Raw genomic sequence first — 24,436 nt, 5'->3', positions numbered from 1 at the left:
TTCTCAATTTCATCTCTTTTAATTCCTATTTATAGATTTTCAATCATGCTTAAAATTTCTTCGATTTCCACTGTATCGTTAAGTCTATTTTTAATACTTTTTGCTATTGCCGAAATTGTAGGACCCATAAACACTTCTTTTAATGCAAATTCTATGTCAAATTCTTTATGAACCCTTGATACAAGATTGGTTGCCTTTAATGAGTCTCCTCCTAATTCAAAGAAGTTATCATTTACTCCAATCTTCTGGACTCCAAGGATTTGGCTCCATATCAGTACAAGCTTCTCCTCAATTTCACCGAATGGTGCAGCATAGTCTACCCCTGTATTAATATTTCCATCAGGTGCAGGCAGGGCATTTCTATCTACCTTGCCATTCGCTGATAAAGGCAGTTTTTCCAACTGTACAAAATATGAAGGGATCATGTAGTCTGGCAGATCTTTGGAGAGATACTCCCTTAATTCCGGTATTGTCAATTCACTTTCTCCAACTATATATGCACAGATGTACTTGTTCCCTTGGGGGTCTTCCCTTGTTGCTGCCACAACTTCTTTTATTGAAGAATGTTTTAGAAGCTGAGCTTCTATTTCTCCAAGCTCTATTCGGTATCCGCGGATCTTAACCTGATGGTCTATTCTGCCCAGGAATTCGATATTCCCGTCAGGCAGCCATCTTCCCAGGTCTCCTGTTTTGTACAGCCTTATCCCCTTTTCTTCTCTGAAAGGATCTTCAAGGAATACATGGGCTGTTTTTTCAGGGTCATTTAAATAACCCCTTCCTACACCTGTTCCAGAGACGCAGATCTCTCCTTTTACTCCGATAGGGCACAGGTTCATGTTTTTATCTGTTATATATAGATTCATATTTTGTATAGGCTTGCCTACAGGAATGTTCTCTCCTTCATGAGCAGCTTCCATAGTATATAGAGTAATATCGTCCGCTGCCTCTGCAGGTCCGTAGGCATTAACTACTTTAGTATTTGGACATAGGTCAAACCATTTCCTTACTATGTCGGATTTTACGGTTTCTCCCGTTATCAGCAAGTAATGAAGTTTTTCCGGTTTATTCCCTGTATTTTCCACATACTCAAGCATTAAAGCAAGGTATGAAGGTACCACCTCAAGGACCGTTATGCCATCTTCTATGATCCGATTCGTAAACCTTGCAACATCCTTTACTATTTCATCTGGATAGATGATAATTTGAGCTCCTATGGTTAGGGCTGCAAAGAACTGCCATACAGATACATCAAAGTATTGAGGCGAGTTCTGGGATATTATGCTGTTGTTAGTTATACAAAGTTCCTTTATTTCCGCATGGATGTGGTTTATCATGCCAAGATGCTCTATCATAGCTCCCTTTGGTACACCAGTTGAACCAGATGTATATATAACATAGGCCAAACTATTTATGTCTATATCTAGATCTAGGTTTTCGCCACTTTCAGCCTCAATCTCTTTTTCACACTGGTCAAGGTATATAATTCGGCCTTTATAGTTCTCACTAAGCTGCTGGGTCACATAATCTGATAAGGTCAACACATAGGCAGCTTTAGATTCCTTAAATATATCAAGCACCCTTTGTGTGGGGTATTTTGGATTTACAGGTATGTAAGCCCCCCCTGCTTTCCATATACCAAGTACCGATTCTACAAATAAGGGTCCCCTCTCCAGCATGACAACTACGGCTTCTTCTCTACCAGTGCCAGCCTTTAACATGTACCTTGCTATCCTGTTTGCCCTTTGGTTGATCTGGCCATATGTAAATCTACGGCCTTCATACGCTACTGCTATATTGTCTGGACGTACTTTCGTCTGCTGTTCAAACAGGTGGTGTACCGTCAGGTGATGTTCAAATTCAACCTTCGTATCGTTAAAGCCGTATATTATTCGCTCCTTTTCTTCTTGGGATAACATATTGATTTCTGATAGTTTTTTTTCAGGGTTTGAGGTTATCTCTTCAAGGATATTAAAGTAATGCTGAACAAGCCTTTCTACCGTCTCCTTCTTAAACAGACGTGTAGCATATTCCATCCATAATATTATATTATGACCATCTGGTATCAACTGGAATGTTAGGTCAAATTTTGATGTTTTACTTTCAACCGGATATTTGGAATACTTTAATTCACCACGATGTTCCATAATATGCTCATCAGAAGGAACAATATTAAACATAACAGTAAATAAAGGATTTCTGCTTGAATCTCTCTTTACGTTAAGTTTTGTCACAAACTGATCAAACCTGTATTCCTGATTTTCATATGCTTCTAAGGAGCTTTCTTTTACTTCTTCCAAGAACTCAGTAAAGGCCTTATTTCCCTCTGGGAAATTCCTTAATGCCAGGGTATTTATAAACATCCCCAGTATTCTTTCAGTATCAAAATGAGTTCTTGCCGCTATAGGAGTACCAATAATTATGTCTTCCTGTCCTGAGTATTTATACATTAGTGTATTTAATGCCGCAAGAAGTATCATATACACGGTGGCTCCTGTTTGGGAGGAAAGTACATTTAATTTATCCATCAAATGACTGTCTAAATCAAATAGCAACCTATTTCCTTCAAAGCTTTGAAGGAGAGGCCTAGGATAATCTGTAGGCATATCAAGGATAGGAATTTCACCCTTGAACCTATTAAGCCAGTATTCTTCCTGCTTTTTGTAAACCTCAGTGCTAAACAAGCCATTCTGCCACTGGGCAAAATCCTTATATTGCACCTCCATTGCCGGAAGGCTTTCACCACTTAATATAGAAACTATTTCATCAAAAGTCCTGATTATTGAAGTTCCATCCGAGACTATATGATGTACATCAAGCAAAAGTATTTGCCTGCTAGCATGGATTTCTATAAGACCTACTCTTATTAAGGGTGCTTTGCTTAAATCGAACGGTCTTACAAATTCATCGATTATTTTCTCTACTCCGTCTTCCTCAGACTCAAAATATTCTATAGTAAAATCAACTTCATCTTGTATCCTTTGCACAAGCTCCCCATCAATCATCTCAAAGGATGTCCTAAATGCTTCATGCCTTTGTATCAATGTTTTTAATGCTTCCCCAAGGGCAACCCTTTCAATCCCACCTTCAAATAAAATTCCCACAGGTATGTTATACCCAATGTTGTTACCCTCAAGATTATTAATGATATACATCATCTTTTGTGCAGATGAGGTTTCATAGTACTCTTTTTCAGAAACTTTAGGTATTCTTTCAAGCTCAGCCTTACCCATATTTAGGGAATCCTGTTCTGAAATCTTTCCCGATCCGTATAGCTTTGATATCATTTGCTCGGAAAGATCGTATATGCTGGAACCCTTAAGAAGTTCTACTATGGAAACAGGTGTTTTAAAGGCAACCTCCATCCTGTTTTTTATTTCGGTGGCCATTAATGAATCCATCCCAAAAACAGTTAGTGGTTGTTTGGTACTTAGATCCTCAGGATTATAACGCAAAACCTTCGCTACTATTGTTTTAATATGCATTTCAACGATATTCTGCCTGCTCTGTATTGGAGATGAAATAATATCCTCCAGGATATCAACATCCACCTTTGATTTATTTATATTCTCTTGTTGTCCTGACTCATCTTGCAAAAGAGTTTTAAGCACATGTGGAGAACTCATGGGTGAGAACCATTTTTCCCCAAACGTTTGCCACGAGAGTATAGGTAGAACCACAGACTGTGCAACAGCTTCTCCAACAAGGTGCTCCATAGCCCTAATTCCCTTTTCTACCGTTACAGATTCTATGGATTTTTGTATATAATACTCCGGATCACGTTCCATAAACCTTGCAGCCATTCCAACCTCTGACCATGGTCCCCAATTGATACTCAGTGCAGGAAGTCCTCTCGATAAACGGTAATGTGCAAGTGAGTCCAAAAAGGCATTCCCAGTTGCATATGCTCCCTGGCCTGGTGAACCAAATACAGAAGCAACTGAAGAAAATAAAATAAAGAAGTCAATAGGCCGTCCCTCTGTCATACGGTGAAGGTTCCATGCACCATTTACCTTAGGCGAAAGGACCCTATAAAAAGTCTCATCTTTACTAACCTCAAGAAATTGATCATCCGTAATACCAGCAGAATGTACAACACCTCGAATAGGAGGCCTTTCTTCCTTATCAAAATCTTTAAAAAATCCAGCAAGCTTTTCCTCATCAGTTACATCCACTGATCCAATATATACTGTTGCCCCCTGGGACTCCAGCTTACGAACAAACTCAATCCTCTCTGCAAGGCTGCTGCCTGGCTCTACATTGTTCCATTCAGAACGTTTTGGAAATTCTCCGCGTCCAAGCAGTACCAGATGTCTTGCTCCCTTGGCAACCATCCACTGGGCTGTAATCATACCTATGCCACCAAAAGCACCTGTAATAACATAACTTCCATCGGGGCGAAGATGTACGGGTACTTGATGCTGCATATCAATCCGCAGTTTATCGATTCTTGCTGCAAGTCTATTCCCATTACGGAAAGCAATTTGGTTCTCTCCATTACCTAAGACTTCTTTTAACAGCATTTCCATTTCACCCGCATTGGCCTCTATGTCAAGGTCTACAAGGCCTCCCCAATTTGAAGGCAACTCATGGTAACCTATGACGGTGCCAAGGCCCCATACCAACGACTGTAAGAATGCAGAATTTGGAGTAGCCCTGTTGATCATTTGGGCTCCTCTTGTAATAACCCACAGTTTAAAATTTAATCCCAGATTTGTGGTTGCTTGTACCAGGTGTTTTAATACAAACAGGTTTTCAAAACAAGCTTTTTCTATAGCTGTATTACTAACTTCCTGGATCTCAAGGATATTGAGGCTCCACATATATACAATACCTGTTAGCTTCGTTTTAATTTTTGAGAATTCATCAAACAACGCTCTAAGATCCTCAATGCTTCGAGGGTTTATATATATCTCACGCTCTTCATACTGCCAACCAAAATTCTCACCAGGATATACCATAAAGCATTCTTCTCCCCTTTTTTCAAGGAGATTTGCCAGTTCTTTTCCTGCTGCTTTATGATCCACAAAAATAAGCCATGCTCCAGAGTTAGCAGCAGCTGTGCGGGTATCAACTTCTTCACTTTTTAGAAGCTCCCAGTTTATCTCATAAAGATAATCCTTAACTCTTCCAGCATCAGACCCTCCACTATTTCCAAGTTCCTTAGTTCTTATGCCCAGTATTTCGGCGATTAGATTTCCGTCCTCACTATATAGACGGATGTTGGCGTTCAAATTATTATCTTTCCTATCTACCATCTGCGTATGACAAAGCATGACAGGCTCCGGCCTTCCATAAAGCTGCACCCTGTCTATTCCTACAGGTAGGAATGATTGGCCTTCGTTATTTTCATCTTCATTAAGTGGTGCAACTGCCGCAATGGTAACCTGGAAACAGGCGTCCAATACCGCCGGGTGAAGACCGTAGATAGAGCTATCAATCTCCAGTATTTTAGGGATCTCGATCCTGCCAAGAGCTTCGTTATCACCTTTCCATATCTTGTCTATACCTTGGAAATAAGGACCATAATGGAAACCCATTTGATAGAAGGTTTTATAACATACTTCTTTTCCGTATTCTTTGGTACAATTGCCAAGTATTTGAATCAACTCATCTTTAGCAGTGATCTTTATGTTTTGCCGTTTTCTTATTGTGCCGGATGCATTGCATGTCCAAGTCTTATCTTGTCCCGGTATCCTGCTTGAAATCTCGAATTTTGCGGTTTTTGGATCCAAAACCACCTGCACCACAGGTGATACTCCTTGATTTAAAAATAAAGCATTTTCAAACTTTATATCTTCAACTGTATAAAAACCCTCTCCAAAATAGCTTCTGGCACAAGCCATTCCCAGCTCTACATACCCTGCTCCGGGGAAAACTTCTATACCTTGTATTTTATGATCAGAAAGATACGTCATATAGGTAGTATTAAGTTCAATCTCCCATATAGGGCTGGAAGTTTTCAAACGGCGTCCTAAAAACTTGTGCTTATTTTTTCCCTGCCTAAATTCACTTGATTCCTGCGTTTCCATCCAGTATTTATCCCATTGCCATGGATAAAGAGGGAGACTTACAAACTCACCTTGGTACCGGTAAATCTTGTTCCAATCTATAGGGTATCCCAGTGCATATAGATTCCCTAAGTTCTCCAGTATTGAAACCTGTTCGTTTTCATTTCTTTTTATAGAGAACAACTTCTTACCTTCAACGTTTTTAGCTGACAGACAATCAGAAATAGAAGCTGCTAAAACAGGGTGAGGGCCCACCTCAATAAATAAGTTATAATTCAACGAAATCATTTCATACATTGCTGCTTCAAAACGTACCGGCTCTCTTACATTTTTATACCAGTAATGTCCATCACACTCTGTACCCGTCAGCATTTTCCCTGTAACCGTGGAATATATCGGTATCCCGGCAGGCTGGGACTTTATTCCTTTTAATGCCTCCAATAGCTCCTGCTCATATGGTTCCATTTGGTAACTGTGATACGCTACATTGACCTTTAAAAGCCGCGCAAAAACCCCCTTATCCTGCAACTGTTTTTGGATCTGCTCAAGGGCATCAGGATCACCTGACAAAGTTACCGAATTTGGGCTATTGACTGCTGCCATTGAAACACCTTTTATGTTCTCATCCAGCAGGGCCACAACTTCTTTTTCTGGTAAACCTACCGCCAGCATTGTGCCCTTGTTTACTGCTTTTTGCTGTGCACGGCTTCTGTGAATACTTACCAACATGGCATCTTCAAGGCTGTAAATTCCTGCAACATATGTAGAAGCCACTTCTCCAACACTGTGTCCTACCACCGCATGGGGTATAATACCCAAGTATTTCCATACTTCAGTCAAACCCACCTGAACAGCAAAATTGGTAGGTTGAGCAAACTGGGGCTGGTCCAGACGTGAATTCTCCTCATCGGCGAGAAGTTCCTCCAGTAGAGACCATCCAGCATACTGACGTGTAAGTTTATCGCATTTTTCTATCATATTTCTAAACACAGGGTCTTTTTCAAGGAGCTGTCTGCCCATAGCCCACCATATGGGCCCCATACCTGTATATACAAAAACAGCTTTATTGTACTTTCCTGCCTCAACATTTCCCGCAGACATCCCCTGGCGTGCTTGTCCTTTAATATACGCTTCCAGGTTTCCTGCAAGTTCTTCCTTTGAAGATGCCGAAACCGCTAGTCTATAGTCATGATGGGTGCGCTTTTTGCTCATCATGCTTCCAATATCATATAAAGAAATACTTTCTCCACTTCCATTAATAAAATCAACATACTTTTGCGCATAGTTTTTTAGCGCCTTTTCTGAGCGCGCAGATATGGGAATCATATATGGCCATCCGTTATTTACATTAACTTCAGGAGTACCCTCTTTTTGGAGATCTGTAGCTTCCTCCAAGAGGATATGGGCATTTGTTCCTCCAAAACCGAATGAATTTATGCCAACCAATGCGGGTTGCGGCAAAGGCTCCAGAGTCTGAGGAATTCGTATACATAAATCGTCAAAGGGAATTTTAGGGTTTGGATTCTTAAAGTGCAGATGTGGAGGTATTTGCTTATGCTTTATGATTAGTGAAGCTTTTATCAGTGCGGCAACTCCTGCAGCGGCCTCAAGGTGGGCAATGTTTGTCTTAACAGATCCGACAATACACTTTTTATCTTTTGGCCTGTCTGTTGAAACCACTCGTGCTATTGCATTAGCCTCAATAGGGTCTCCAACCGGAGTGCCGGTGCCGTGAGCTTCAATATATGTTATATCTGAAGGTGATATTCCTGCCTTTTTGTATACCTCCTTCATTAAGTTTTCCTGAGCCTGCCCGTTTGGAACAGTAATCCCGTCTGTGTGGCCGTCCTGGTTTACACCCGATCCACTTATTACGGCATAAATCCTATCTCCGTCTTCGATAGCATCTGACAGGCGTTTTAAAACCACAACGCCGGCTCCTTCCCCTCTTGCATAACCGTTTGCACTGGAATCGAAAGTTTTGCACCGTCCATCGGGAGATAAAAAACCACCCTTACTTTCCGCTATGGTATACTCAGGTGTAGCTATAACACTTACTCCGCCTGCTATTGCGAGATTACATTCATTATTCAATAAACTCCCGCATGCAAGGTGTGTTGCAACCAAAGAGCCCGAACACGCTGTATCTACAGACAAACTTGGACCTCTGAAATCATATATATATGAAATCCTGTTGGACAACATTGTCATCATCATACCCGTTGCCGAATGTGTATCTAAACTTTCAACCGATTCGTTTTTAAATTGTATTGCTTGATAGTCAAGGGTGAAGCCCGCTACAAAGACACCGGTATTGGTTCCTGCTAGCTTGGCCGGATCCAAGCCTCCATCTTCCATTGCTTCCCATGATGTCTCCAGCATCAGTCTTTGCTGTGGATCAAGAAAGGCCGCTTCCCTTGGAGAAATACCAAAAAACAAAGGGTCAAACTCATCTATTTTATCTAAAAATCCACCATGACAGGTGTAATGCTTGCCTGGCTTTGATTTGTCAGGATCATAAAACTTTTCTAAATCCCAGCGGCCTTCGGGTAAATCGGAAGTCATATCTTTTCCCGCAGTCAATGCTTCCCAGAACTCCTCAGGCCCCCTTATTCCTCCTGGCAAACGGCATCCTATTCCTATAATGGCGATTTTATCCATAACTTTCGACCTCCAATACTTTATTTATATTCTCTTGAATAGCTTGTCTGATAATCAACTTTACCAGCCACAGAAACTGTGATTTTATGTGGCCTCTCACAGTAATCCAAGACAGAAAGGTCAGTTTCAGTTAATACCCAATGATCATATTGAAGGGAATTATAAAGTCTGACCTCCCTACCAAGCCTCTTACTAAAAACATAAAATCTATTTCTCCCCATCTCATTCTCTATCTTTCGGACTGGTGAGTACATAATATGCATTTCCTCCAATATTTTGTAGAAGTTTGACATAGTTCTATATATTCGATCTTTGATTAAACACTCCTTTGTTGAAAAAACACCTTTTCTGTCGAATTCTAAAAAAGTATCGAACGGATTTTTTCATGTAAACGTTTGTTGGAAAAGCGTTATTCATCTTCTAAAGTTTGTTTCTGAACAGATAAGCATAGCTGTATCAGTAATGCTATTGCATAAAACTTTTACTTCTCCAGTCAAGTAGGTAACTTAGTGTCATTTCCCAGTCAAGTAGGCAACTTTGTGTCACGAAATAATGACACAAAGTTGCCTACTAAAAACAGAAAAATCCTTATAAAATAAGGGTTTCTTTGGTAGGTAACTTTGTGTCGATGTACAGTTGTCCGTTGAAGTTAACTTTATTGCATTAGTGAACTTAAGATTATTGCATAAGTAAAAATAAAGATAAAGTTGTGGCATAAATCATATCATCCATCCTTTATGCAATAACTTTATCTTCAATAATCATCTACTGAATTACAATTGAACTTAGAGTTAATGCATAAAAAAATCTAAATCCATTTTATTAACCGCTGTCTTCAGATCGTCATCTGATAAATGTGTATATATCATCGTTGTCTGTACTGATAAATGACCTAGTTGATCCTTCAGTTTTGGAACATCATTGTTAGCCTTATGATATCTAGTTGCAAGTCTCAAAGCATGCACATTTAAAGACGGTTTACCATAAAGATTAGCATATTTTTGAATTAACTTTTCTATGGATCTTTGAGTAAGTCTTCGTGTGCCTCCTTTTCTTCCAGCCGGGCATGAAGATCATGTGCTCGCTCTCCCACTCGACGTCACTAATCCGGAACAGATCCGAAATGCGGTTGACCATACGATTGAGAAGTTTAAACGTATTGATGTGCTCGTGAACAATGCAGGTATCGGATATTTTAGCTCTGTTGAGGAAGCGTAGAAGAAGAAACGCGTAAGATGTTCGAAATTAACTTCTGGGGACTCATGCATATTACGAATGCTGTACTTCCCTACATGCGCTCACAAAAAAGTGGTCACATTATAAACTTCTCGTCCATTGGCGGTCTAACTTCCTTCCCAACTCTCGGGTATTATCACGCAACAAAATACGCCGTTGAAGGTATTTCCGAAAGTCTTGCGCAAGAACTGGCTCCTTTTAATATTTATGTGACTTTAATGGAGCCAAGCAGTTTTCGTACAGATTGGGGTGGCCGTTCTTCTGCCAAGACTGAGACAAGCATACCTGAGCTTAAAGAATCTATTGTCGGCCATATGCTGCAAGGTATTCAACTTGGTGCTGGTCAAGAAGCTGGAGATCCTGTAAAGGCTGCTGAAGCGGTTATTAAAGTTGTGGAAACAACGAAACCTCCACTTCGTTTGTTGCTTGGTCAACAAGCCTATGATGCAGCAACCTATAAATTTAACAACATGCTTGCCAGCATAGAACAATGGAAAGAAACAACGATAAACGCAGATTACAAATAATAAAATCACATATTGGCAGGATAGCTAAGGTATTGTTTCTGCTGCCCTTTTCTGTGTATCCACATCTCATCCTTCATTTAGAGCCAGCTAAATAAATCAAGTTTGCAGCATCCTGTTAAATTTTTAACAAGATGCTGCAGTAACTAATTTACATTCGTGATAATTTTTCCTTTATCTCTTTCCATGTGGCTGTGTACTGGTTCTTTAATATGGTATCATCGATATCTGTGATTGATCCCTGAATAAAATGATTCAATTCATTCATAGAATGGTTTTCTGCCCACTGATTTAATTCCTCTACGACTTCCTGCTGATAAATGACAAGGGAGCCATAAACAGTATCATCAATTCCTTGATGAGCAGGTAATTGTATACTCTCTCCCTGATAACGATCCAAAAGCAGAAGAAGCTTTCCAGGTAGCAGCATTTCTGTTTCTGCCAAGCTACGGGAGAGCATATCTCTGAGATACGGAATATCATCGGTTACACCTGTTCCGGATGTCGCTCGGTGGCTCCCGTAAGATTCTACAGTTCCATCGTCGTAAATGTTCAGGTTGAACGGTTTCTTACTGTCATAAGGAAGTATGCTGTCTTTATCCGGGTCAGTAATAATAATGTGCACTGTTCTTGTGAGGTCTGAAGGCAGTTCTTCTTCCAAAGTATGTCCGAGAACTCCCGGATAGCGCTATTCAGTCTTGTCGAAAACCCCTCCGGCATTGAACTTCCGTTTTCTTCATAGGTGAATCGTCTTGAAGTCTGATCGACTGGAACCAAAACATCAGACGTAACATGATTGATGACCAGAGGACTACTAAAATGATTTGCCATTGCAACCGGGGAGAATGCTTCCCATCTTGCGATGTCTTCTTTATCCGGAAAATTATCTAAGATCGGCTCAAACATGCCGGATACCATACCTAGAAACGGAATCGGTAAGTCCATCATCGTTTTCAGCATTTCTTTCGCCGTTATCTCCGCAGTGATCATTTTAAACAGTCCTTTAAGCATGACCCAGCCCATCTTGTTGTTGTTCAATTGGTTTCCTTCGGGAAAATACTGATAAAAATTAAAGTACACATTAGCAATCGGTGAATTCGCGATCGAAGCATTAATCCCCATTTGCAAAGCGTTAAGCATCAGTGTCGTGTATCCACCTGCGCTGCCCCCAACGAGGGCGATTCTTTGATGATCGACTTCTTCCATATGACGAAGCGTATATAAGGCGGCATTATTGAAAACCAGATCATCATCGGTCAGCTGACCGTTGTATTTATTATCAAATTTCGTCGGTGAAGCAACCATCCACCCTTCAGCTAGATACTTGCGCAATTCCACAGCATCCTCGGTCATTTCATAGTGAGGAATATAGATGACGGGGATCGGCTGCTCCGCATCCTTCGGAATATAGAGCCTCATTTGTCGGGTGTCCACTATATTGTCCTTGCTGATGTATTTTATATCAATGGTTCTCTGCTCAATATTTTCAAGAGGATGAAGTCCTTCTTGGGATTGCGCCTGTTGTGCAAATATCTTATCAATATCTAGTTCACTGCTATCAACTTTTGGAGGGAATAACATATTTTTAATTCTCAGTCCCACGATCAAAAGAATGAATATCAATATACACATGCCTATTATTTTAATCATTTTTCTCATTGAATTCTCCTTGATATTTGTTGAGGATGTCTACTGTCTTGTGTCTTATTTTCCTTGAAGTAATATACCTGATCTGAATAAACTGAAAATAAACTGATATGATGATGCCTATAACCAAATAAAACACAAACGGATATTTTTAACTTAATATTTCTGTTCTGTAGCAATCTTACGAAGTAATTCCAACTCAACTAAAAAAGGACTGGAATCCAGTCCTTTATCAGGTATATAACATTGTTGTAATTGTATATAAAAATAATTCATTGACTTCTAATAACATCCTGCCAGTTCGCATTTTCAAGTAACTCTGCATCGTCACCAAAGAATGCGTTACCCGCTTGTACATCACCTTTCAGCCAATACATAAACCAGGCTGTCATATATCCGTCTGCATGGTTCACCATATCGCTGTGGTCAGTGTTTACGCGCCTAGCCATAACTTTGGTTACCGTATCGGGAATATTGGAATAATTCGTATTAAGTGACCAAAGCGGAGTAATTCCTTGCCCTTCTGTAGCCGTTATGTCTTCTGCAGTTCCCGCATCAAAATCTCCCGTACCAGCAACCATGAAGTAAGGGATTTTGATCTTGGATACGTCGTAACTCCAATCGGTTCCCAATTGGCTTTGCTGTCCCCAGAAGCTTGAAGTGGCGCTTGCCGTAAACATAGCTTTGTAGAAATCACGGTTCTCCTGATTGGTTACGGCATTTATTGTTCCCACGCCTCCCTGCGAATGTCCGCCGATCCCAATGTTATCAACATCAATTTTCCCATAAAAATCGCTCTCCCTATCCTCATTCAGCTTTAGCATAAAGTCAAGGCTTGCAGACGATGAAGCTCCCGTTCGAGAATTCAAGTCCTCATTGCCAACAACAATAAACCCCCATGATGCAAGATGTTTAAAAACAGATTTATATTTTGATGCCGGGGTTCCCGTCCCGTTTGCCAATACAACGAGAGGATATGCAGATGAACGATCTTTCATTTCGGACGGATACCAAATTTCATATTTTTTATAGGTATCATTTTCTGCATCGAATTCTACAGAAGAAACCTCATTTGGTCCAAGAGCTGTATATTGTGCCTCTATTGGCTTATCAGTCTTTACAAACTTATAATAATTATCAAAGCGGTATGACTGAAATGCAAACAACGCTATAACTGCCAGAATAATTACAATAACTATGATAAACACAACTAACAATATCCTTTTTAATATTTTCACTATTTCCTCCTGAGTATGATGATAGTTTTTTCGTGTAACAAATGTATCATCAGATAATAGTTGAATCAATAAACCAAGACAAAACGATACATAAAGCATTAAATGTAACATGCTGATAAAAAAAACAGCAAACACCATTAATTAATGTCTGCTGTTTTACACCTTTACTAACATTAAGCTAATATGAAATAAACTATACAACATCGGGTGCATAATTATATACCGGCAAATTATCTGGCAATCGTTTTGCCTTCAAATACGGCATTATCTTCAGTATTCATCCCCTTAATGTCTTAGAAGAAACAATATAAAATATGTCATTATAACAAACATAGAGGGTTTTGCGCCTCTCTCGAAGACACTTCTCCAGATTTGCGCGGGTCAGCGGATAGGCTGCCGTCTCATTGTTCAAAGCGTTCATCAAACCTTCATCAAACCTTCATGGTTTTCCTGCCGCCAGGCATCATGATGTCATTGCCCGTTCGCTGACCACGCTATTGGAATTGAAGCGGTTGGTCTCCTGGTTGTTGCAGACAAAATGCTTGACCGTGGCACCGCAGCCCGGATGTTTCTGGGCTCCCAAGATGATACCAACCGCCAATTTGCCGCTGATAAGAGGATCCTCCGAGAAATACTCAAAGTTCCTGCCACAGAGTGGATTGCGATGGATGTTCATCGCCGGTGCCAGCCACAGGTGCACGCCTAACCGTTTCATCTCCTCCCCCACAATGTCGCCGCACTCCTGGCAAACCGCCGGGTTCCAGCTCTGGGCAAGGGCCGTGCCTACGGGAATGGCCGTACTTCTGCTCGCGGATCTCACCATTGCGATTCTGGCCTGCCGCAGCGGGGTAGATGCCCAGCAGAATATTCAGCAGCGCCTCCGGCAAACACCTAATTTTACAATCAAATGAAAATATTAGATATTCAGAACATCCGGGGGTTTGATGAATTGTACTTCGCTGGACATATATTACCATGAGTATATAAACTGAAAATAAACAAAAGCGTCGTGCTCGTTGTTCACTTCAAGCAGTACATTGTGATAGAATGCCAGTTCAGTTACTAAAGAGTAACGGAAAGGATTGAGGGGAATGTTTCAAATTCTCGTTGTAGAAGACGATAAAAATACGGCCAAATTAATGAAAACTATCATTGGGTCTGCAGGATACGAGGTGTTTTTGACGGAGAATGGCATCGTGGCATTAGAATTATTAGACAAGCAGCATATTGATTTAATTGTTCTTGATATCATGATGCCTCAAATGGATGGATTCGAGTTGACTCAAACGATCCGCGAGAGCAAAAATGATATTCCTATTCTGATGGTTAGTGCCAAACATTTACCGGCAGACAAACGTAAAGGCTTTATGGCAGGAACAGACGATTACATGGTCAAACCTGTGGACGAAGACGAAATGCTACTTCGGATTAAGGCTTTGCTTCGGCGAGCCAAGATCCAGAATGAACGGAAGCTTCAAATAGGAAAAATCACGTTGCAATACGATGAATTATCGGTGTCAAGAGAGAATGAAGTGCAGACACTGCCGCAGAAGGAATTTTATTTATTGTACAAATTGCTGTCGTACCCAGATAAAATTTTCACCCGCATTCAGCTAATGGATGAAATTTGGGGCATGGACTCTGAAACAAGTGATATCACGTTAAATGTTCACATCAACCGTTTAAGAAAGCGATTTGGCGATTATCCGGAATTTGAAATCATATCCATCCGAGGAATTGGCTATAAGGCGGTAAAACATAGTGAGTAGAAGGATAATAAACTTTATCAGAGAGAGATCTTTACGTGGATTTGGACTAACTTTTATGTTTACGTTCATTGTGTTGTTTATTTTGCTCATATCCATTTTTCTTTCGTTGGTCATTGTCGTGTTTTTCGTGTATATCGGACTCTACACTTCCCCTCCAGCCGAAGATCCAAATTCAGGAGGTGGCTTAGTGCTTGTTACATATTTTGTAACAGTGAGTATTCTGGTCAGTATTTTTGCATCGTTGATATTTAGCCGAATCCCGCTCTCTCCCATTCGAAAAGTCATACATGCTTCTGAAGAGCTGGCCAAAGGGAATTTTTCCGTCCGTATTCACCTTAAGGGGCCAAAAGAGTTAAGAAAGTTGAACAGAAGTTTTAATCACATGGCTGAAGAACTCGGTAGTCTTGAAATGCTGCGGTCCGATTTTATTAATAATTTTTCGCATGAATTTAAAACACCGATCGTTTCCTTACGAGGGTACGCGAAAGTTTTGAAAAGAAAAAACTTATCAGATGAGGAACGCAATGAGTATTTGGATATCATCATCAATGAATCGGAACGTTTGGCAGAACTTGCTACAAATGTGCTTCAGTTATCCAAGATCGAAAGCCAAGCCATCATCACTGAGAAAACGACTTTTAACTTAACCGAACACATCCGAACGGTTATTGTATTGTTGGAGCCGAAATGGTCGGCGAAAAATATAAGCTTTCAGTTTGATTCGTCTGAACTGATGGTTACTGCAAATGAAGATATGCTTAGTCAAGTTTGGATCAATCTTCTGGACAATGCCATTAAGTATTCGCCTTCGAATTCCGAGATCACAATCGATATGAATTCGAAGATTCAACATGTTAGTATATCTATTCACAACAACGGTCCAGGGATTGATGCCTATCAGCAAAAACACATATTTGATAAATTCTATCAAGGAGATCCTTCTCACGCCTCCCCTGGCAATGGATTGGGTTTAAGTATTGCGCAAAAGATTGTTATGCTGCATGGTGGGACGATCCGGGTTGTAAGCTCAGATGACACAGGTACAACTTTTGAAGTGATTCTTCCTTCACCCTAGAAATAATCCCATTTTCTCAGCATCTAAATTGAGAAAATGGGATTATTCACTTCTGGAAAATGTCCAAATCCCAACAACCTCAGGAGATTAATTTTTATTTAAATCACGATTTTTCAGAAGTAAAGTCATCTCTTCTGAAGTTTCCTGCATACCTCTAGCAAACCATTCTTCAATCCATCCGAACAATCCATATGAAAAATAAGCTGCTACATAAGCACCGAAGTTTGGATATTCTGGTTTTGGTCCGAATAGTTCTTTGAGTATTTCCTTCAGCAGATAGAACAATTTCCTTTGGCTAAGAAGCAGATAAAAATCTCTATTTTTACTAAAGTGTCCAAACAAACTCCCCAAAAGTTCATCTTCCGATGTACCACCACTATCTTGATATTCCTTATACCAACTGTCTATTAATTTATAAAGATATTCTTTCAGCACATCTTCTTTTTCATCATAATTCCTGTAAAACGAAACGCGACTTACTTGTGCTGTTGAGGTAAGATCACTGATTGAAATCGCCTTAAGTTCTTTCATTTTCAACAAATCAAGAAGTGATTTTGTAATTTGAAGCTTCACATGTGTGTTTTTCAATCTTTTATCTTCCACGTTACATTTTTTCCTTTCTGTATCATTTTCTATCGATTCATTGATTCTGATTTTAACCAATGATACATTTGTTACACAAAAAATGATACGTCTATTTTATGGAGTTCATACAACGGATGTATTCTAGATAAAGGAGAAAATATGATAACAAAGGACCTCTGATCACTCTTGTTAAAATTGTAGTTGAGCCAATTAAGTGACCAATCGATATCAGCTCCCTAGCTTATAGTTCGGTATGTTGTAAAAAGGCCCAAATTCCGGCACGGAAAAAAGTCTGAACATTAGGATAAAACAACTCAAGGGGTAACATCACGAAGAAATTGATAAGGAGATTAAGAGATGACACTTTCACAAAAACGCATGGTTATTCTGATTTTAGTTATCATCGTAGCTGCCCTTTTGGGCCGTCTTGCGGTGCGGGCATTTATGAATTTTTTGCTCGGCGGTACACTGTTTGGAGGTAACTTCTTATGAAAAATGAGAGAAAAGGCAGAAAAAAAATGTTGTGGGGATTTATTTATGTTGGTGTTTTTATTCTTGTGTTCGCGGCTTCAGCAATCATCAAAATGACATACAATCCACTGTCTGGAGAGATGCAGGTTCATTGGAATGACACCGTTGGGCATGTATATTCAGATATCGCCTATGACGATAAGGAGCAAAATAAATTTGATCTCTATGTTCCAGCAGATAATACAAAGAAAAGCTATGGTCTTGTCGTATATCTCCATGCAGGAGGTTTCTCAACTGGTGACAAAAGTGATGACGCCAATATGCTGAAATGGCTTACTTCAAAAGGTTATGTCGCCGCTGGTATTAATTATACGCTGCGTAATGAAAATAATCCCGAAGCCAGTGTATATACTATGTCACAGGAAATCAAAAAAAGTATTCCAGTTGTAAAAGCGGAAGCGGAAAAGTTAGGCTACAATCTCGATAGAATGGCGATATCCGGTGGCTCGGCAGGTGGAACTTTGGCGCTATTGTATGCTTACCGTGATGCGGACACCTCTCCTATTCCTGTAAAAATGGTATTTGAGATGGTAGGACCACCGAGCTTTTATCCAGAGGACTGGGCTACCTACGGTTTGGATCAGAATCCAGAGGCAGCAGCAAATTTATTCAGCGTTATGTCTGGTAACACGATTACAACAGATATGATAGGAAAAGCAAGCTATGATACAGCAGTCAAAGATATTTCACCGTTTATGTGGATTGATAAAAATTCTGTACCAACGCTAGCTGCCTATGGAAAATACGATAAGGTCGCTCCGTTCGGAACAGTAAAATATCTGATCAACGCATTGGAAGAAAACAATGTTCCCCATGATTATTTCGAGTTTCCTCATTCGGGGCACGGTCTGCAAAATGACAATAAGCTATATTTAAAATATATAGAAAAGTTGAATGAGTACCTGGAACGATATATGGGGAGTGAATAAGACAGATTAGATCCGCTGTTCTGTTTGAGACAACAAAATGTGACAGATTTAGAGAAGGTACTATTTTTAAAAACTACCTTCTCTACTATCCAAAGTGAAAACGAAAAACTTAAGAATAACCGTCAAAAAAGCAGGTTTATTAATTAAATTTGAAGTTTAATATTTCCTAATTCATTACGCTTAAGGTTACTATTCATATATTACGCTTAACAAGACAATATCTCTTTCAGGTTATACGGCTTCAACATATGTCTGAGCAGGCTTTTCCGCCCGTGTTTATCTCTTCTTGAGTCTTTTTGTCATATGAAATGAGAAATCGTACTTCATTATGCTACCTATTCAAGTTAACTACATATGCTTTTTATTTAGATATATAACTAAACTAATCGGTAATTGGTCTATGCTTACATCAGTTTATTTTCAGTTTATTCAGATCAGGTATACTACTTCAAGGAAACAAGGCAGACAATCCACAAGACCTACGCTAAATTTATAATTTATTGAGAGTTAAGGAGATTTACGTGCATGAAAAAGATGTTGAAAATTACTGGTTGTATTATTTTTATCATTGCAGTATTGATTGCCGCTTTGTTGATTTACTTAGCAAATAATCCTGCCGTTCCGAATAATTATACGGAAACAGTCAAAACAGGCGGCGAGTTGGAAGCAAAGTATATAGCTATGGGTGAGCACGAGGTAAGTTATTTTGAAAGTGCCGCTATGATGTCATTTAAGAAATATGAGATTTTTTTTCCGGCGGATATATCCGAAATGAATAGATCGCTCCCCGTTGTTGTATTTGTCAACGGAACAGGGATCACAGGCTCTAAATATCAGGCACTGCAAAAACATCTTGCCTCTTGGGGATTTATCACAATTGCCACAGAAGAAGAGTATGCATGGAATGGGTTTTCCGCTGAAATGTCTGTTCGGTATCTTGAGCTTTTGAATGAATACAAAGATAAAATCAATGGTGGGGATAATGTTTTTTATAAGAAGATAGACCTCGACCATATTGGTATTACCGGACATTCACAGGGCGGCATCGGTGTAATAAACGCTATTACAAATCAGAAGCATTCTGACATCTATAAAGCTGCTGTAATGTTGAGTTCCGCGAAGACCGTGATGAGCGAAGCTCTGCAATGGACATCTGATCCTACGCTCATCAAAGCACCAACTATGATTTTTGGTTCCACTGGCAACACAGATGAGCAGATTGCACCTCTGGAAAGCCTGCAAAAACTTTATAATGACATCCCCAATAATGTCACAAAAGTGATGGCAAGAAGAAATGATGCCGATCATGGGCAAATGCTTTACTATGCAGACGGATATGTAACCGCATGGTTTATGTACTATCTTAATGGCGATACCGAAGCAGGAAACGCATTTTTCGGAGAGAATGCTGAAATTCTATCTAATGCAAACTTGCAGGATATTAAAAAAAACCATTAAGGGATTTGTGAAAGATTCGTGAGCGGTTTTCCACCCCTTACATTTTCGGGCAATGGTTGATTAAATCAAGCGAACGCTCCAAAGCCACATCGGATACTTGGGCAAAGTCTGTGCCTTTAGGAAAGAACGGTACAGTCTAACTCTCAATTTTCGGCATTGTATATGACCGACCAGATGCTGGAGATTACGAAATTTACTCATTCGCATTAACGATTCCAGGTTTCCAAATATGAAACCGGAGATATTACACTGGATATCGATACGCTCTATGCCATAGCAATTGCATTAAATGTACAGGTAGAGCAGTTGTTGCACACTGAGCCCAAAAACCGTTTGATTAGCAAAAAAGGCGTCCCTTCAGCTGAATATTAAACCATACCACGAAACCTTTCTCTGACTAAGGTTAGAATTTATTATTTTTTCATTAATGTGCGCTCACCAAGCCATAATCCTATGGTTTCAGCCAAGGGATTATGGCGAATGAGCATTAAATTAATTACACTCTAATCTCCCATCCAAATAAAAATTGATTCAGCTTCGTTTTACAAGTACCTGCCCTTTTCCTTTGCCATTTCGAATGACAAGCTATCTGAGTATTCGGTTTGTTTGGAGTGACTACAGGACTCACGTATTAACAAGAGTCAGTTGTTGGTTTTCTTCTTTACCTGAACAGGTACATTAAAATCATCTACGTTGATATGTCCAAACCCGCCTTTGGATTGGTCGACCACCTTTATATAAAGCTCCTCGCCGATATAATCTGACGCATCCCAAATCTTGCGTTGATATTCTTCATAATTGGTTGCTGTCTCTTTAAATAACTCTTTGCCGTCCGACGCCCGAACCAGCGCAACATACAGACGATCTATATCCCGGCCGCCGCTGATAAGGAAGTTGATCTTACCGTTCCCACCAAGGACGAAATTTTGAGATCTTAGCGCTCCGGTTAAGCTGTCGCCGCCGGCTTGCTCGTTGAAGCCCCACAAATGGTAGCCGCCCGGAATTTTATGCGACGGGTTGAAGTAAATGTTGTCCCAGAAGAACCGGGTATTGGTCACATGGACATTCTGGAAGGCGTCTCCTTCCGTTATCCACCCTGTTAAGTCGCCCGTAGCAAAATCATGGTTAGGCAGCTCTGTAATATCCTTATACACAGAATTATCCCACTTATCGGGTACATAGACCGGAGCAGCCGGTTTACCCGTTAAGGCATTCATATCCCATACTTGCATGGATTTGATATTGATATCGCCATCGGCCCAGATCTGTAAGCCGAGGGAGTCGTATCTGCCTACATAGACACGAGTTGTCAGCTTCTTCTTGTAATTTGCAAATGCTTCAATGACCGAGCGATCGAGAAAGATATGGAGTTTCAAGTTCTCTCCTTTAAGATCTACATATCCTCCTTGAATGCCGTCCACACGCACATCCGGATCAATGCTGCTCTTGGTTCGATCCACGTTAAATGTCCCGTTCTTCTTGTCGTAGTAAATGAGCGTCTCTTCTTGGCCTTTTTCCGAGCGTCGCACCTTGAGACCAAATTTCTGGGCTTCACGCGGATCAATCTCCATCACAATCTCTAGTATGTCGCCTTTGACATTCTTAATCAATTGATTAGCACTCTCCAAATTTTTGTCCGAAAAATCAACCCACTTTTTCCCTCGAAGGTTCTGTAGTTCTTTAATCGGTTCGATATGCAATTTATCATGCTTATCGAGGCTTAGGGAAACCGGCAAAGATAAATTATGAGCCCATCCGGATTGATATTCGGCTTGCGGTGTTCTTACATTTTGCACCATGGAAAATACGACCGTTCTTCCGTCGGGTGTGACCAGACCGCTCTCTGCGGTTAAATAGCCGTCACCTACATCCATTTTGGAGGGTGCCTCCTGATCAGGAATAAATTTAAAGTTATCCCGGTCCCAGGTCCCGATCCAGTAAAAGACCTCAACATCTCTTTGCACATCGTTCGCTGGAGGAACATGCTCCGGCTTTTCATGGGGATTAATCATGAAAATATATTTTTGCTTGCCCGTACTATCCGTGCCTAACGGCAATAACACTGGTAGCTCCCATACCGTCCCCAACTCCGGATAACGGCTTCTGTCACTAACGTATAACGGACCCTTATATTCCCAATTGTACATATCATCGGATACATACACCAAAGCTGTGCCGCTGCTGAAGTCTGGAAGACCAGATGTCACTAGCTGATACCACTTGTCCACCTCTTTGTCGTACCATACAAACGGATCGCGGAACTCGTTGTGAATGCCTTTTCCGTTCTGCTCCGTTACCGGTATAGGATATTTCACCCATTTTTCCAAATAGGGATCGGACAAATCCGCCGGAGTTGCCAACCCTGTTCTTTGGTTCGGCGACAAGGAGTCGTTGCCAGCGGTATAGAACAGAACAGGATTGCCGTTTCGATCATACGCTGCACTGCCTGACCACGTGCCGTCCGGATCTAGGGTGCCCGCTTCGGGCGCAAGAGCAGGTCTTACATTTTCCCAGTTCACCATATCGTCACTCACCCAATGCCCCCAGTGGATTTGATGCCAGAATGGACCTTGCGGGTTATGTTGATAAAATAAATGGTATTTGCCGTTATAATAAATCGGTGCATGTGCTTCATTCATCCAGTTTTGCGGAGGCATCGCGTGGTACTGGGGACGATGCTGATCTCCGTCAAACACACTTGGATCCTCATCAATGTCCGCATTCGGAATTTTCGGAATTGAACCTCCATGAAGCGCCTTCACGCTCTCATATCCAGCAAGTATCTCCTGGTTCGTAAGGGCTTTATTATGCAGCTTCACTTCATCTAGGAGTCCGCTGAACATATTGAAAGAGAACACCCCTGCTAACTCTACAGGTTTATTATTTTTCCCGATAACCAGGCTTTCGGTAGATGGTGTGATCGGAACGTTGACGGGGGTTGCTTGGGAAGCCACTTCCTCACCGTTTAGATATAATTTAATTTTTCCATCTTCTTTACTGAAAGTAGCGACCACATAATTCCACTTGTATTTTTCCAACGGGTGATCCTTTACCCATACCTGAATCCACTGACCGCCAATGCCTACTTGCATCGACCATGTACCGTGCCGATACATACCAAGAGAAAAGCCTTCCGCTTTATCTTGATCGGATTGGTTTACGATCGCAGACAACTTGTTTCCGTCTCCCCACTCATAGCTACGCGGTGCAACCCAAGCTTCGATGGTTAACGCGTCGCTTACAGGCACAGTATCGTTTGCATTGACCTCAATATAATTCGAGTATCCATCGAACAATAAGGCGCCGCCTTTTATTCCACGCGGAGTCCATCTCGGATCCTTCGATGCCATATACCTGGCGTTGCTAAATACATAGTTCACATCGTGCCTAAGATTGTGTACCTTCTCCAACGCTTTCTTTCCTGCGCCTTCATCAAGGTTTAAGTGGAAAATAGTACCCTTACCACTTGCTTGGAAACTATCAACGGCAATGCTGGCTTCATTGGAATGATCGACAACCTTTACATAGAGCTTATTATTGTAGTGTTCTTGCACTTTCCATGAGATTTTCTCGTTCGCGCTAACATTCCCGGTTTTCATAAGCAATGTGTTGCTGTTCGCATCGTAAAGTGCAACATAGGCGTTTTCTGGTTTGAGGATATCCAAAATAGTAAAGTTAATTGTTCCGGTTCCCTGAAGCGTAAAAGTATTAGAAGTGATAGAGCCCTTTCCTTGCATGGAGGATTTGGCAAAGAAGTTCCCTTCTTTGCTCGCATGAGCTTCATTAGTCACTTCAAAAGCATCTCCCTCAACAGTCCAGCCATCGAGATTTCCGGTTTCAAAGCTTGGATTATCGATTTCATAGCGCTTGAAATCCGGCTTGATATCCGTCGCAACAATTCCTTCAGCTGGCTCCGACTCATGGTACATGGAGAATTCGTCCGCAAAAATGACTCCCCAATCCGAGGTTGCATTATCGACGACCTCCACATACAGTTTCTTGCCCAAATATGTGGAAAGATCCGCCTTGTATTGCACCATATTGGCAAGCCGCATGCCCAGCGCGGGATCTGGGAAGCCAACGTCGGCGAATGCGCTATTTCCGTATCGGGCAATAACTTGTCCCGTATCGATTTCCACAATATTTATAAATACCTTGTCTGGGTTCTTTGCACCGCCAAGCCTGAAGCTGATCCAGCCGCTGCCGCCCAGCTCGAAAGTGCTGGAATGAATTATACCTGTCGCAGATTCGTCATACTTCCAGCCGTTTAAATGATAAGCTCCTTCCTGGTTATACGATATTTTTTCCGCCCACCAAGTCGTTTCGTCGGTTACGCTATTCGGACCGAACGCCTCGCCATTGACAACGGTCCATCCCGTCAAATCTCCTGTTTCAAATCCAGGATTCCGGATTTGATAGACTGAATCCGTAACTGACAATCCCATGTCATTCTTAGGAATATTCTTGATTTGATAAATCGCATCCGTAACCGATGATTTCACATCATTCTTAGGAACGAGCGTTTCTCCAGCAACAGTTCTATTTTCGGATGCGACAGAGATTCCCGGAACAACAAGCTGGAGAACCATAGCCCATATAACCATTCCCGATATCCAACATTTTCCACTTTTGACTTTCCTCATTCTCGAGCCTCCTTCGAAACTTGTTATACTTGCGAACATCGATACCTCATTTCGAAATGCTCTCCTTGTACAAAGATGAATAGTCATGAAGAAGGGAGAATATGAATGAAACGTTTCCAAACGGAGGAATGC

The 24,436-nt window shown here is 40.9% G+C and carries 14 protein-coding genes and 2 pseudogenes; 8 read left to right on the top strand and 8 right to left on the bottom strand.

Going from position 1 to position 24,436, the window contains the following annotated elements; genetic code table 11:
- Nucleotides 1-29: 29 nt before the first annotated feature.
- On the bottom strand, nt 30-8,669 hold the full coding sequence (locus ACUC6J_RS12280; RefSeq protein WP_447248907.1) for an amino acid adenylation domain-containing protein: 8,640 nt from the start codon (nt 8,667-8,669) through the stop codon (nt 30-32).
- Nucleotides 8,670-9,460: 791 nt separating this feature from the next.
- Nucleotides 9,461-9,739 (bottom strand): annotated as a pseudogene (locus ACUC6J_RS12275) (tyrosine-type recombinase/integrase); the annotation flags it as partial.
- On the opposite strand from ACUC6J_RS12275, the gene ACUC6J_RS12270 reads away from it, so the two are divergent.
- Both ACUC6J_RS12270 and ACUC6J_RS12265 read left to right on the top strand, forming a co-directional pair.
- Entirely contained in the window at nt 9,711-9,887 is a 177-nt protein-coding gene (locus ACUC6J_RS12270; RefSeq protein ID WP_447250275.1) for an SDR family NAD(P)-dependent oxidoreductase, read from the top strand. The pseudogene ACUC6J_RS12275 and the gene ACUC6J_RS12270 sit on opposite strands and share 29 nt — an antisense overlap.
- A 17-nt stretch (nt 9,888-9,904) precedes the next feature.
- Complete coding sequence (locus tag ACUC6J_RS12265) at nt 9,905-10,432, top strand: SDR family NAD(P)-dependent oxidoreductase (protein WP_447250274.1); 528 nt, start codon at nt 9,905-9,907, stop codon at nt 10,430-10,432.
- A gap of 148 nt (nt 10,433-10,580) precedes the next feature.
- Here the strand turns inward: ACUC6J_RS12265 and ACUC6J_RS12260 are convergent, their stop codons facing one another.
- From ACUC6J_RS12260 to ACUC6J_RS12245, 4 genes are all read right to left on the bottom strand, one after another.
- Complete coding sequence (locus ACUC6J_RS12260) at nt 10,581-10,874, bottom strand: hypothetical protein (RefSeq protein WP_447250273.1); 294 nt, start codon at nt 10,872-10,874, stop codon at nt 10,581-10,583.
- Between the two features lie 107 nt (nt 10,875-10,981).
- Entirely contained in the window at nt 10,982-12,088 is a 1,107-nt protein-coding gene (locus tag ACUC6J_RS12255; RefSeq protein WP_447250272.1) for an alpha/beta hydrolase family protein, read from the bottom strand.
- Between the two features lie 260 nt (nt 12,089-12,348).
- Nucleotides 12,349-13,314: a poly(ethylene terephthalate) hydrolase family protein gene (locus tag ACUC6J_RS12250; RefSeq protein WP_447250271.1), complete on the bottom strand. Its 966-nt coding sequence runs from the start codon at nt 13,312-13,314 to the stop codon at nt 12,349-12,351.
- A gap of 463 nt (nt 13,315-13,777) precedes the next feature.
- Nucleotides 13,778-14,137 (bottom strand): glycoside hydrolase family 3 N-terminal domain-containing protein, encoded by a 360-nt coding sequence (locus ACUC6J_RS12245; protein ID WP_107733594.1) that lies wholly within the window; start codon nt 14,135-14,137, stop codon nt 13,778-13,780.
- Between the two features lie 268 nt (nt 14,138-14,405).
- Between ACUC6J_RS12245 and ACUC6J_RS12240 the strand changes: the two genes are divergently transcribed.
- Entirely contained in the window at nt 14,406-15,083 is a 678-nt protein-coding gene (locus ACUC6J_RS12240; protein ID WP_016820900.1) for a response regulator transcription factor, read from the top strand.
- A 187-nt stretch (nt 15,084-15,270) separates the two neighbouring features.
- Nucleotides 15,271-16,158, top strand: coding sequence for a HAMP domain-containing sensor histidine kinase (locus tag ACUC6J_RS12235; RefSeq protein ID WP_447250270.1), 888 nt, complete (start codon nt 15,271-15,273; stop codon nt 16,156-16,158).
- Between the two features lie 87 nt (nt 16,159-16,245).
- Here the strand turns inward: ACUC6J_RS12235 and ACUC6J_RS12230 are convergent, their stop codons facing one another.
- Entirely contained in the window at nt 16,246-16,761 is a 516-nt protein-coding gene (locus tag ACUC6J_RS12230; protein ID WP_016820902.1) for a TetR/AcrR family transcriptional regulator, read from the bottom strand.
- Between the two features lie 339 nt (nt 16,762-17,100).
- Between ACUC6J_RS12230 and ACUC6J_RS12225 the strand changes: the two genes are divergently transcribed.
- From ACUC6J_RS12225 to ACUC6J_RS12210, 4 genes and pseudogenes are all read left to right on the top strand, one after another.
- Nucleotides 17,101-17,235: a hypothetical protein gene (locus ACUC6J_RS12225; RefSeq protein WP_258196266.1), complete on the top strand. Its 135-nt coding sequence runs from the start codon at nt 17,101-17,103 to the stop codon at nt 17,233-17,235.
- A complete protein-coding gene (locus ACUC6J_RS12220) occupies nt 17,232-18,203 on the top strand; it encodes an alpha/beta hydrolase (protein WP_025364909.1) in 972 nt (323 codons plus the stop codon). The genes ACUC6J_RS12225 and ACUC6J_RS12220 overlap by 4 nt, the downstream gene beginning before the upstream one ends.
- 525 nt (nt 18,204-18,728) lie before the next feature.
- A complete protein-coding gene (locus tag ACUC6J_RS12215; RefSeq protein ID WP_447250269.1) occupies nt 18,729-19,661 on the top strand; it encodes an alpha/beta hydrolase family protein in 933 nt (310 codons plus the stop codon).
- Nucleotides 19,662-19,889: 228 nt separating this feature from the next.
- Nucleotides 19,890-20,033, top strand: a pseudogene (locus tag ACUC6J_RS12210) (helix-turn-helix domain-containing protein); the annotation flags it as partial.
- A 269-nt stretch (nt 20,034-20,302) separates the two neighbouring features.
- Here the strand turns inward: ACUC6J_RS12210 and ACUC6J_RS12205 are convergent.
- Complete coding sequence (locus ACUC6J_RS12205) at nt 20,303-24,304, bottom strand: GH32 C-terminal domain-containing protein (RefSeq protein ID WP_447250268.1); 4,002 nt, start codon at nt 24,302-24,304, stop codon at nt 20,303-20,305.
- Nucleotides 24,305-24,436 lie beyond the last annotated feature (132 nt).

The organism is Paenibacillus sp. JJ1683, assembly GCF_053006485.1.
This window is presented reverse-complemented; position numbering and strand designations above follow the sequence as displayed.